General features: G+C 47.8%; 8 protein-coding genes. 3 read left to right on the top strand and 5 right to left on the bottom strand.

The window, feature by feature from the left end:
* Both OB13_RS00350 and hpf read left to right on the top strand, forming a co-directional pair.
* Window positions 1-432, top strand: a 432-nt coding sequence (locus OB13_RS00350) for a tyrosine-type recombinase/integrase (protein WP_461488148.1), incomplete at its 5' end; no start/stop codon positions are given.
* A gap of 25 nt (window positions 433-457) precedes the next feature.
* Window positions 458-757, top strand: a complete 300-nt coding sequence (gene hpf / locus OB13_RS00345) for a ribosome hibernation-promoting factor, HPF/YfiA family (RefSeq protein ID WP_461488147.1) — start codon at window positions 458-460, stop codon at window positions 755-757.
* A 107-nt stretch (window positions 758-864) separates the two neighbouring features.
* On the opposite strand, the gene metK is transcribed toward hpf, so the two are convergent.
* On the bottom strand, window positions 865-2,169 hold the full coding sequence (metK, locus tag OB13_RS00340; protein ID WP_461488146.1) for a methionine adenosyltransferase: 1,305 nt from the start codon (window positions 2,167-2,169) through the stop codon (window positions 865-867).
* 312 nt (window positions 2,170-2,481) lie between these two features.
* Here metK and OB13_RS00335 point away from each other — a divergent pair, with 312 nt between their 5' ends.
* Entirely contained in the window at window positions 2,482-3,300 is an 819-nt protein-coding gene (locus tag OB13_RS00335; protein ID WP_461488145.1) for a phosphatase PAP2 family protein, read from the top strand.
* 194 nt (window positions 3,301-3,494) lie between these two features.
* Here the strand turns inward: OB13_RS00335 and OB13_RS00330 are convergent, their stop codons facing one another.
* The 4 genes from OB13_RS00330 to OB13_RS00315 form a co-directional block, all read right to left on the bottom strand.
* Window positions 3,495-4,991: a RagB/SusD family nutrient uptake outer membrane protein gene (locus OB13_RS00330; protein WP_461488144.1), complete on the bottom strand. Its 1,497-nt coding sequence runs from the start codon at window positions 4,989-4,991 to the stop codon at window positions 3,495-3,497.
* Between the two features lie 24 nt (window positions 4,992-5,015).
* Window positions 5,016-8,159, bottom strand: coding sequence for a SusC/RagA family TonB-linked outer membrane protein (locus OB13_RS00325; protein WP_461488143.1), 3,144 nt, complete (start codon window positions 8,157-8,159; stop codon window positions 5,016-5,018).
* 611 nt (window positions 8,160-8,770) lie between these two features.
* Window positions 8,771-11,170: a prolyl oligopeptidase family serine peptidase gene (locus OB13_RS00320; RefSeq protein WP_461488142.1), complete on the bottom strand. Its 2,400-nt coding sequence runs from the start codon at window positions 11,168-11,170 to the stop codon at window positions 8,771-8,773.
* Between the two features lie 111 nt (window positions 11,171-11,281).
* Window positions 11,282-12,955: an amidase gene (locus OB13_RS00315; RefSeq protein ID WP_461488141.1), complete on the bottom strand. Its 1,674-nt coding sequence runs from the start codon at window positions 12,953-12,955 to the stop codon at window positions 11,282-11,284.
* Between the last annotated feature and the right edge of the window lie 334 nt (window positions 12,956-13,289).

Here is a 13,289-nt window from a genome sequence, read left to right as displayed (position 1 = left end):
GGTATAACCCACGGAGATGTGGATATACATGCTAAAACTGTGCGTGTGCTGGGCAAAGGCAACAAGGTCCGCATCATCCCCCTGAACGATACCCTGATCGCTTCCATAGCGCATTACCTGGAGCAGAAGAAAAGCCTCTTTGGCAATAACAATTCGGAAAAGCTGCTCGTTACTACTAAAGCACGGCCGCTGTATCCCAAATTCGTTTACCGTGTCGCTAAAAAGTACATCAGCTTGGTTACAACCTCAGAACATAACAGTCCGCATGTGCTGCGCCATTCCTTCGCCACACACTTGCTCAATAACGGCGCAGACCTGAATGCGATAAAGGATCTGCTGGGACATTCCAGTCTTGCTGCCACGCAGGTGTATACCCACAACTCAATAGAGAAGCTGAAATCGATCTTCGAGAAGGCTCATCCCAAAGCATAAGTTTTAACCATAAATTTTTACGATTATGAAGCTACAAATGCATTCAATCCACTTCGAGGCTGACAAACAGCTGACCGATTTCATCCAGCAGAGAGTAGACAAATTGGAAACATTTTACGACCGTGTTGTGGAGGGCGAAGTGTTTCTTAAACATAATAACAGCGACGGGAACGAAACGAAAACAGTAGAAATAAAACTATTTGTACCGGGCTCCACCCTCTTCTCAAAGGAAGATGCATCCTCCTTTGAAGCTGCCGCCGATGCCGCAGTAGAGGCGATGCGCCGACAGCTGAAACGATTTAAAGAAAAACAATTAGCTCATTAACAAACGAGCTCTTAGGTATAGCCGCTCCGAACAGGACGCCGACCATTATAAAAAAGGCCTGCTATCACTAGCAGGCCTTTTTTATATTTATATAGGTAAGTAGGAGCTTATATACCGAACTCCTGTTTGATCTGATCTACATAGTCCAGCTTCTCCCAGGTAAAGGTTTCGAATTCCTTCACACTGGTTTGCCCATTCTTGGATATCTCTATGCGCTTGGTGCCCGGCTGTCTGCCCATATGGCCATAAGCAGCAGTCTCGGAGAAGATCGGGTTCTGCAGGCCAAAGCGTTGCACGATCGCGTAAGGACGCATATCGAACAGCTTGTTCACCTTTTCGGCAATGTCGCCATCACTCAGGATGTTCCCTTGTGCGTCCTTCACTTTGGTTGAGCCATAGGTGGTTACATACAGACCTACCGGCTTGGCTACACCAATGGCATACGCCACTTGTACCAGTGCCTGATCTGCCACACCGGCAGCTACCAGGTTTTTGGCTATATGACGCGCCGCATAAGCTGCAGAGCGGTCTACTTTAGAAGAGTCTTTGCCAGAGAAGGCACCACCACCGTGCGCTCCTTTGCCACCGTAGGTATCGACAATGATCTTACGGCCTGTCAGGCCTGTATCCCCGTGTGGTCCGCCGATCACAAACTTGCCGGTCGGGTTGATGTGGTACACGATTTCGCTGTTGAAAAGCTTCTGAATGCGCTCGGGTAACAACTTCAGTACACGCGGCATCAGTATGCTGTCTACATCCTCGCTGATCTGCTGCACCATTTTCTTCTCAGCAGCAAGTTTTGCCTCGTTGCTGTTCCCTTCCGGCATCACGAATTCGTCATGCTGCGTCGAGATCACGATGGTATCGATCTTCTCGGGTACGTGGTTATCGTTGTAGCGGATCGTTACCTGTGACTTGGCGTCCGGGCGAAGGTAAGTCATTTCCCGGCCTTCTTTGCGGATAGCAGAAAGCTCCTGCAGCAACAGGTGCGATATGCTCAGTGCCAGCGGCATGTAGTTGTCCGTCTCGTTGGTTGCATAGCCAAACATCATACCCTGATCACCAGCTCCCTGATCTTCCGGATTGGCACGCTCAACACCCTGGTTGATATCACTTGACTGCTCGTGTATGGCGGAGATCACACCACAGGCATCCGCGTCAAACATATATTCGGACTTGGTATAGCCTATACGCTTGATTACTTCGCGCGCGACCTTCTGCACATCAACGTAAGCTTCTGTCTTTACTTCTCCGCTCAACACAACAAGGCCGGTTGTTACCAGCGTTTCGCAGGCTACTTTGGACTGTGGGTCCTGCTTTAAAAATTCGTCAAGGAGCGCATCTGAAATCTGATCCGCAACTTTATCCGGGTGCCCTTCTGATACAGACTCAGAGGTGAACAAATATGGCATTTGAATAATGGGTTTAGGTACAAAGTATAAACCTGCTGTAAGCTAGACAGCGGGTACAAAGCTACATGAATTCCATCATACTTAAAAACTCTCTTCAGCAGAAGAAAAAAAACGACTGCAGTTCCATTTAGCCACCTGCTTCAGGGTATAAAGTAAATTGTACCTTTCACATATAGCAGCATGCTATACCTGTTCAAGTTGCTGTAACTCAAATGCTCTGCACGGAATGAGAGTCCGACATACAGTATCGGTATAACCTTTTAAATATGGGCCCGTTTCTACTTTAAAAAATTGCACGTTTTCAAAACTGATATGAAGAACTATATAATACTAGTCTGGATTCTAACTTTTTTTGCTGGTACGGCAGAAGCACAGGATGGGTCTCCTTATAGAACGAGTTTCAAGGTAGATGCCCCTATTACGGCGGCAGGTATGGGCCTGAGCTACTATGGATTAACGCAGATGCAGGATAAAAAGGGCCTGACAGAAGAGCAGGTGAATAGCTTAAACCGGAACGAAGTAAACAAGTTTGACAGATTCTCGGCCGGCTATGATTCAGAGAATGCGAAAAAAATCAGCGATTTCCCTTTCTATGCCTCTTTTGCCATGCCCCTTACCCTTATATTCAACGATAACGTGAATGGTCATTTTGGCCAGGTATTTGGCTTGTATGTACAGACCATGGCGGTGACCGGTGCCTTCTTCACCATAACCAATGGCAACGTGCCACGTACCCGGCCTATGATCTATAGCAATGATGTGGAGATGTCGGATAAGATGCGGGCTAATGCCAGAAACTCATTTTATGCAGGACACACGGCAGCAACAGCCAGTGCGTCGTTCTTTTTTGCGAAGGTCTTCCACGATTTCAACCCGGATTCTCCGGCCCGTCCTTACGTATGGGCAGCAGCGGCTACTGTACCGGCTGTCGTGGGCTACTGTCGCCTGAAAGCCGGCAAACACTTCCTGAGTGACAACCTGCTGGGCTATGCCATGGGTGCTGCCGCCGGCATTCTGGTGCCACAACTGCACAAGAAAACAAACAATACAGGCATCTCGATCACGCCTACGCTGATCCCCACACTGGAAGGCACCGCTTATCAGGGAGCCAATCTGAGTTATAGTTTTTAAGCGGCATGACGATGTAGGTTGAATGTCTTGCTGCCTAGACGCTTTAACAGCATTGCTATAAAAGGCGTGTAACTGGTTACACAGTAGAGCCATCTTAAGGATGTAGACTACAGAATACCGATTTTCACTTTTATTAATAAACAAAAAAGGCTGCCTTTGGAAGGCAGCCTTTTTACTTATAGGTTGGTCAGAAATTATGGGTTCTGTACCATGTTTGGATTTGCATCCATCTCACCTTGTGGGATCTGATGGATAAACTTATCATCGTTAGCAGGAGTCTCACCTATTACGGCAGTATGGTTGCCTGTACGAACCAATGGCTTCTGCAGACGTTTGATGTCAAGCAAACCAAAACCTTCGCCATACAGCTCTTTTCTTCTTTCTACGAAGATCTCTTCCAGCAAGGCATTCCCTACTGCCAGTGTAGGCAGTACAAGTGTTGCGTCTGTATAACGCTGCTTACGCAGCTCTAACAGGAGCAGTTGGGCAGCAGCTGGGTTGCCTAATCTTGCCTGAGCTTCCGCCTCGATGAGTAGCATTTCAGCAGAGCGCATCAATGGTATGTGACCACCGAGTGTAGTAAGATCTTTGAACTTGGTGATGGTGTAACGGTCAGAAGTCCAAACTTTATTGCCATTGCTGGTTACAAATGCTTTCTCATCTTCCTGGAATTCACGACGCGCATCGTTTGCATCAAATAATGCTACGAAGTTGTCGTTCGCACGCAGGTTGTTATAGCCCACACGTGTATAAGCACGGCTTCCGGTAGAGGACAAGGTATAACGTCCGTCTATGAAAGAGTAGAAAGAAGCAAAAGCATTGTTTTGGTCAGCTGACTGCGGCAATCCCCAGATCCACTCACCATTGCTATAGTTGTTAAAGCCTCCTTTGTAGGAAGTAGCAGTCATCAACGGATAACCTGCACGTGCCTTCTGAGCAAACTCTGCAGCTTTAGCCCACTCTCCCATCTCCAAGTAAACGCGTGCCAGTAAACCTTGCGCTACGTTCTTGTTGATACGGCTCTTGCTTGGGCGTGAGCCTGTAAGCGTATTCTCAGCAATGGTCAGGTCTGCCAGAATCTGCGTGTATACCTGCTCCAGCGTTGCTCGTTCCTTACCCACTGTCTGCGGAGTAGACGGCTCCAGCATAAGCGGAACAGCCAGCGCATTCTTATCCTTCAGGTACGTGTGCTGATACGCACGAGCCAGGTTAAAGTAGGAGAAAGCTCTGATCACTCTGGCTTCAGCCTCCAGAGACTTTATCTCAGCTTCTGTAGCATCCGGCAATTTAGAAGAGAATGCGATGATGTTGTTTGCATTCGTAATCAGGTTGTAGGCATGACCCCAAAGAATACGCGTACCACGGTATGTAGCAAGCTTATTCGCATGTTCGTACTGGAAGACAAACCAGTTCGTGTTTGCCATAACATCCTGTCCCATTACGTCGAATGTCATCATATAGGCAGGAACACCGTAGCTATCATGGCTTACCGCTCCCTGGTTAACAGGTGCTTGGCGCATCAAGCGTATGGTACCTTCCAATGCTGCCTCAGCACCTGCTTTAGTACTGAAAGCCTGATCATAAGACACCTTGTTGGACGGTACAGTCTCCAGGTAATCTTTTTCACAAGCAGTTAAGCTCAGCGTAGCGCCAAGTACAACTGCTAAAAATTTTATATTCTTGATTCTCATTTTATCTTAGACTAAAAATTGTTCTTATAGCGTCACTCGCAGGCCAACAGAGTATGTCTTCTGAGTAGGGAAACGGCTATTTGTAAGACCATCTATACTTTGTTCTGGATCTAACCCGTCTGCTTTGAAAGCAGTCCACAGGTTGTCACCTTGCACAAATACGCGTGCATTCTTCAACCCAACGCGTTCCTGCAGAGACTGTGGCAGCGTGTAACCAAGCGTTACGTTACGCAGACGCAGGTAAGAAGCATCAACCAGGAATCTGGAAGATTGGCCGTTCGTATTCAAATCCTGCGATGTACCTAGTCTTGGCACATTGGTTACATCACCTGGCTTCTGCCATCTGTTCAGGATGTCAGCATTCCAGCTTGTACCAGCTCTGTCGCCACCATGCATCAGACCGCTGTAATCCGTGTTCAGGATCTCTCCACCAAGGCTATAAGTGAAGAATACGCTCAGGTCAAAGCCTTTGTAAGCAAAGTTATTGGTAACACCGCCCGTTACATCCGGAAGCGCAGTGCCTACATAATAACGGCCAGCCTCGTTGTAATTAGAAGTAGTTACTCTCTCAGTCACATTGCCATCAGCGTCCTTTACATCTTTGTACCACAAGCTTAAACCTGTCTCTGGATTCACCCCAGCAAACTCCTGGATGAAGAAATCATAGATTGAATGGCCAACCTTCAACTGCTTGGTTCCCTGAAGAATAGTCTCCTGAGGAAGCTTAGTCAGTTCATTTTTGTTGTGGGCCGCATTGAAGTTCGCATTCCAAACAAAGTCTTCTCCATTAATGATGTCGGCGTTCAGGTTAAATTCAACACCGCTGTTTCTGATAGCTCCCAGGTTATCAAACACGGTTGAAAAACCAGAAGAAGGAGGCATTGGCTTGTTAAACAACAGATCTTCAGATCTTCTATCGTAGTAGTCCAAAGAAACATCAAATTTGTCGAATATTGTTGCGTCTATACCTACGTTGAAAGCTGCTTGCTTTTCCCAGCTCAGGTTACGGTTTTCCATTTTCTCCAGGATGATGCCAGGAGCAGAAAGGTTGCTGTAACCAGTCTGGTAGAGACCTCTGAACGAATAGTAGTCAGCGCTACCTCCTGAAGTCAACAATCCTTCGTTACCGGAAGTACCATAACTTGCGCGGATCTTAGCATCTCCTATCCAGGCTAGGTCGCTCATAAAGTCTTCCTGAGAGATTCTGTAAGAACCACCAACCGAGAAGAAGTTACCCCATCGTTGTTCTTCAGCAAAGCGGGAAGAACCATCACGTCGGAATGAGCCAGACAGGTAGTACTTGTCCATAAAGTTATAGTTCACCTGGCCCAGGAAGCTCATGAGTGAGCGTCTGTCGTTTTGGCTATTGAGTGAGTTCAGGGTAGAAGCGTTGTCAAGCTCAGTTAAACCAGGCAGCGGCAGGAAGTTGGTCTTCTGGCCATAGATGTAGTCATACTTGTTGTTGAATGCTTCAAAACCACCCAACGCGTCGATTTGGTGCTGACCAAAAGACTTGCTGTAGCTTAATATGTGGTTGATAGTATATTCCACGAAGGAGCTTCTCCACTGCGTACCACGACCACCAACACCAGCTCCGTCACCGTAAAGCGGATTGTAGAAAGTGAAATCTTTCGTGTTGTCGCCGGTTAGTGCAAAAGTAGTCTTATATTTTAGATCAAAAGGAAGTGCAACTTCTCCGAATGTGTTTAAGCTCCAGGTAAGAACATTGCGCTTTAACATATCCAGTTCAGTAGTACCTACCGGGTTGCCATTACCACCGTAAGGACGGGAGGTATTGAAATCGTAAATAGATGGGTTATCGATGAAAGTGCCATCTGCATTTCTTCTTCTCTGGATCGGGTATACAGGGGCAATATTTCTACCCCAGGATACTACGTTACGGAAAGATGTACCGCTTGAAGTTGGAGAGTTCTGGTCCGTATTAGAGATCAAGGCGTTTACACCAAACTTGATCTTATCAGTAACCTGTGAGGTCACACGCAGACGGGAAGTATAACGCTCAAAACCAGAAGTAATGAAAGCACCTTCCTGATTCAGGTAGTTTCCGGAGAAGTAGTAGTTGGTTTTTTCATTCCCGCCTTGAATACCGAAGTCATACTCCTGACGAACGGCTTTTCTGAAAAGAGCATCTCTCCAGTCATCTTCCCAGGCTGGAGTAAGACCTGCTTTCAATTTGCCATCAAGCCCAACCGGCTCATTATCGTTGTATGGGTTGTATTGTTGGCCATTGGCACCTCCCCCCGCAATGCGGCTTACAACATTTTTAGAGGCATACTCCTCAGGCGAAGCAAATTTGCCTTGCCATAAAGATGAAGTTGCTTTGGCATCGTTTCTCAGCGCCTCCCAGGTAAGCTCATAGTACTCGTTTGAGTTTACATTCTTGTAGTCTTTAACAGCAAAGTCAGAAACACCATATGTAGCGCCAAAAGTAATTGTTGGTTTCTTCGGAGCGGTACCGCCTTTTGTCGTAATTACAATGACACCGTTTGCTGCGCGTGAGCCATAAAGCGCTGCGGCACTTGCGTCTTTCAATACAGTCATCGACTCAATGTCGTTCGGGTTGATGGCATTCAGATCACCTGAATAAGGAGCGCCATCCACTACATAGAGTGGAGTTGAGGATGAAGCAACTGAACCTACACCACGGATACGCACCTGGCCGGTTGAACCAGGCTGGCCGCTTGTCTGAACAACCTGTACACCTGGTGTTAAACCACCTAGTGCCTTTGTCACATCATTCACCTGAAGCTTCTCGATTGACTCTGACTTGATTGCAGAAGCAGAACCAGTGAATGATTTTTGATCTGCTGTACCGTAAGCTACTACCATTACTTCAGAAAGCGTTTTGCTATCTTCCTTCAGTTTTACGTTGATAGTTGTTTGGCCAGCTGTGCTGATTTCCTGCTTGATGTATCCTAAGTAAGAAACTACCAGGGTAGCATTCGCCTGGTTTACATTTACAGTGAATTCACCATCAGCACCAGTTGCAGTCCCCGTAGAGGTACCTTTCACGATAACAGCCACCCCTGGCAAAGGTTGCCCAGTCCCAGAATCAGTCACCCGTCCTGAGATGGCCTGGCTTTGTGCCCACGCCTGGTTCACCAGGGCAAGCAACATCACCAAACCAATAAATAGAACTTTTCTCATAAAGTTAGATTAATAAAATTGATAAAATTGTGTTAGATTAGATATCCAAAGTTAACACACTGATTCTATTAAGTAAACAACCCGTAAAAAATATGTCCTTTTTTTACAGTTAGGGGCATTACTCAACATTTTACACCTTTTATAAAGCATGTAAATGCTTTGTAATAAATAATATACAAAATACCTATATAAGCAGCATGCTAAATTTAAATATTCTAAGCCCCTGGAACAGCTTATACAATAAGAAGATCGCAATGCACTATTACGTTCACCCTATGTTTGGAAAATAAATCCGAAATAAGCTTTGAGATAGGAATGCTCAATAGAATGAATAGAATATTTTTTACATGGCTTCGCTTATGTTCGGAGTAAAAGAGCAGTCTTATCACACGAAATGCAGTCATTTCACCGGTCGTTGCTATGTAAAAGAACAGCCGGCAACTCAATGATATCCTCTTGGCAATGCCTTTAATGCGTACAATGTCCCATGCTTCAGAAGTACTCTCAGCACATTAATCTTAGCTCTCCTGTCTAACTGAACATCAGAAACAGGTATAAAAAAAGCGTGCGACAACCAAATGCCGCACGCTTTACTATCAGGTTAGTCGTGTTTACTTCTTCAGGTTTTCCTCAAAGAGCTTGTAGATGCGCTTGTACTCATCTGTCCAGCTGGCAGGCTCCGTAAAACCATGATCTTCTACCGGGTATACCGCCAGCTCCCAGTTGTCTTTGCCCAACTCGATCAGGCGCTGCGTCAGCCGCACTACGTCCTGGAAATGCACGTTGGTATCGACCATGCCATGGCAGATCAAAAGAGCGCCTTTCAGGCCTTCTGCGTAGTAGATGGGTGAGCTTTTGGCATACGCCGTGCTATCCAGTTGCGGTACATTCAGGATGTTGGAGGTATAGCCATGGTTGTAGTGTGCCCAATCTGTTACGGAACGTAAGGCCGCACCGGCCGCAAACACATCCGGCTCTGTGAACATCGCCATCAGCGTAATGAAGCCACCATAAGAGCCCCCATAAATACCGATCCGTTTCGGATCAACATTATACTTGTCTACCAGTAATTTAGCGCCGTCTACGTGGTCACTCAGGTCTTTGCCTCCCATGAAACGGTAGATGCCCGTGCGCACATCACGTCCATAGCCGGCACTGCCCCGGTAGTCGATATCCAGTACGGTATAGCCATTATCGGCCAGGAAGTTGTGGAACATATACTCTCTGAAGTAAGAACTCCACCACTTATGCGCATTCTGCAGGTAGCCGGCACCGTGCACAAAGATCACGGCTGGCCCGTTGGCTACGGCATTCTTTGGTTTGTAGAGGCGGGCGTACACATCTACTCCATCACTTGCCTTGTAGGAGATCACCTCGGGTTCGCGCCAGTTGTACGCTTTGAACTCCTCTGTCAGCGATTCTGTCACCTGCCGAGGCTTAGCCCCTTTTTTGTTGTCCATCACGAATAGCTCCCAGGGCTTGTTGCTGTAGGAATAACGGATGGCCAGCGTCTTTTCATCCGGCGACATGGTCACTTCATGCGCTCCTGCACCGGTTGTTAGCTGCGTCATGGTGCCGCCCTGCAACGGCATTTTGTAGAAATGCTTTTCGCCCGGATGAACTTTGTTTGCCGTGAAATACCAGTTCTTTTTGTCGTTGGACAGCTTCGGATCCGATACCTCAAACTTGCCGCTGGTAAGGGCTTTCTTTTTGCCGGTATTTACATTTAGGGCATACAGGTGCGAGTAGCCCGTCTCCTCCGACTGGTACCATACCTGCTCGTTGTCCGGCATCCAGCCGATCTCGCCTGCACCGTAACCTATACCTGGCCCACTGATCCAGGCTTCATCCCGCTGCCGGTCGAGGGTAGTCAGTTTGCCGGTGGCTGGGTCCAGCTTCAGTATCCAGCGGTCTTTGTTATCTGTGGAGCGCGCTACCATTACGGCATGCTTGCCATTATCAGACCAGATCGGTCCAAAAACGGCGACACTGCGCATCTCCTGTTTGGCAGGCTTTGTCGGTGTCTCCTTGGCGGCACTGGCTTTGGTGTCTTTGTCCAGCAGGTAGGCCGGCTGCTCGTTTATACCTTCCAGGTCTTTGAGCTGCAGCGCAAAAGTGGTATCGCGGCGAATGTCATACACAAACGACTCAAATGTTGCCTGCTGATCCCCTACCTTGGTGCGGGTATTGATGTCTTCGGTATACCCTGTGGAGGTAACATAGTCCGGCACGATGGCTACTTTCGCACTCTTTGGCCTGTTCACCAGCCGGTAGGTGATGTACTGCTCATCCGGGCTCAGCACCACATTGTCTACCGATTTCTCTCCCAGGTATATTTCTTTGGGCCGTGAAGGCGAATCTGACTTTTGCTGCTTTTTTGCGGCTTCCTTGTCTGCTTCTCTTTCGCGTACAATTTGCAGCAGAGCCAGCTGCTGTTTGCGCAGCCATTCCCGTTGTGGGTCTTTGGAATCGCCAGCGGCTGGTTTTGCACCTTTTTTGAAGTCAGTCAGCTGTGCCACCTGTCCGTTGCCGATGGTCCACAGGTATAGGTTGCTGTCTTTGATAAAGGCTACCTTCTTTTCATCCTGACTGAAGGAGGGGCTGCTTTCGCGCTCCACCGTACTGGTTATCTGCTGAGTCTTACCGCTCTTCACATCGAGCAGGTAGATATCCCCATTCTTTTCGTATACCTTTTTTGTTTCCGCTTTATTGTAACGGCCAAACGGGCTCGCCAATGCTCTTCGCTCCTGCGCGCCTACTTTGCGGATATTTTTCCCTTCTGCTGATACACTGTAAAGCGAGTCTTTCCTGTTTGCATCCGGATTCCAGTTGAAATAGATCTTTTTGCCATCCTCTGACCAGAAAACATTGCTCGGCGAGGTTCCGATCCAGTTCGGATCACGCATGATCTTCTCCACGCTCAGTGTCTTGTTGTCCTGTTGCGCCTGTACGGCAGCCCCCGACAGGACCAGCCACGACAGAACCAGGATAGCTTTCTTCTTAAGAAGCATAATTAGGGTGTCTTTATGAGATTGATTGTTTTATTGTAATTAAAAATAAGCGATTGAGTTGGAATATGCCAATTTAATCCAGCCTATACTTTCTGCGGCAACCGCATCACCTTATTGCTTGGTTGCACTCAGGGCCATAGGTGGGTGCTGCTCATCGAAATTTGTCAGTTCCTGGTAGAACTTGGCAAAAGCCAGTAGTTGCGCCTCCCCGTAGAGTTTGCCCATAAACGTGATCGTGGTCGGCATGCCGTTTTTTTGAAAGCCATTCGGCACCACCACACACGGGTGGCCTGTCAGGTTCGTCATCACCAGGTTGCTGCCTGCAAAAGACGGGCTGATGTATACGTCAACATCTTTCAGTTTCTCCTGCATTTGCTGGATCAGGAGGGTGCGTACGCGCTGCGCCTGCAGATACTCCACCGCCGTTACAAAGCGGCCTGCCCGGAATATGTTGGGCCAGGCATTTTTATGCTGCTGCACCATCAGGCTGTCCCGTCCGCTTCGGGTCAATTCGTCAAAGGCAGCTGCCCCTTCAACCGAAATGGTCAGGGTCAGGTCACTTGCTGGCAGGTTGGGCAATTCCATCGGTACCAATTCTATACCTGCTTTCTGCAGTGCATCCAGGGTTGCCTTGTCATTCTCCTTGAAGCCATAGTCCCGCTCGAAGTCTTTTTTGAGGTAGCCTACCCGTAGCTTCTTCGGGTCGATGTTCTGGTTGTAGTTGAAGGAGGCATCCGTTACCGACAGGTCTTTTCCGTCAGGACCGTAGATGACATTGAACACAATAGCACAATCTTCAGCAGAGCGCGCTATTGGTCCGATCTTGTCCATGGACCAGCTCAGGGCCATGGCTCCGTGTCGGCTCACGCGACCAAACGTCGGGCGCAGCCCTGTGGTACCGCAAGCCGTAGATGGCGAAACGATGGAACCAAGGGTTTCTGTACCGATCGCAAAAGGAAGCAAGCCTGCTGCCACCGCCGATGCGGATCCTGCTGAAGAGCCACTCGATCCTTTGGTTATATCCCAGGGAGATTTCGTCTTGCCGCCATACCAGACATCGCCCATCGCCAGCTCTCCTAAAGTCAGTTTGGCTACCAGCACGGCTCCTGCTTTCTCCAGTCGCTCCACCACGGTGGCATCCAGGTCTATCTTTTGATCTTTGAAAGGCACAGAGCCCCAGGTAGTGTTATAGTTTTTGGTTGCCAGCAGGTCTTTTACGCCGTAAGGTATACCATGCAGCAGGCCTTTGTATTTACCCGATCTAATTTCCTGATCAGCCCGGCGTGCCTGCTCCAGGGCCAGCTCTTCTGTCAGGGTAGTGACGCATTGCAGGGTGGGCCCGTGCTGCTTGAGCCTTGCCAGGAAGAACTTTGTCAATTCCTCAGAAGAAATCTGCTTTGTGCGGAGTAGCTCTGCCAACTGCGGCACGGTATAGAAAGCAAGATCTTCCCTGTTAGTGGGGAGCTTTATACCTTTCCTGCGCTCCACTTCAAACTTCTCCCGCTTCTCCTCAAAAGTAAAACCCACAGGTATAGGATTGAACTGCAGGGCCGGGGCCACGTCGTTTGACAGGGGCTGCTCCCTGATTTTTTTGTAGCTGTTCCGGAATTCGGTAACATCGGCTGTCGCAGAATCGAGTTGCGCTGTGGAGAAGTTAAGACCGATCAGCTGCTGGGCATTTCGCAGCATGTCTACTGTGATCTTATCATCCGCCAGTTTGGTGACGAAGGCGCCGGAGACGAAACAGCTGATGCCCAGTAGTGGGTATATGTATTTTTTATTCATATTTTCTTGTTGGCCTTATTGCTAAACATCTAAGATATCTGACTGGAGGATGTTTTTCAACTATTTTTGAAACAACAATATTACTTTGGATAAAGAAAGTACTCTCAAACCGTTTACATAGTCCAGCAGTTCTTTTTAAGCCCTTCCTTGCTATGCTACAGTTTAAAACAAGGTCGGTTACTTCAATTAATTGGTGCCTTGTTCAGGTTAAGGCTCCATCAAGAAGCTTTCTCGTAAAAGGATATAATTGTTCATTACCCTATACCTTTAAAATTAAGCGTAATTAAACATTTATTTTCTGTGCCATAAAACACAATGAGCTTATTAGAAAAAG

This window comes from Pontibacter sp. HJ8 (genome assembly GCF_054824225.1).
The sequence above is the reverse complement of the archived record's forward strand: the minus strand, read 5'-3'. Positions and strand labels throughout refer to the sequence as shown.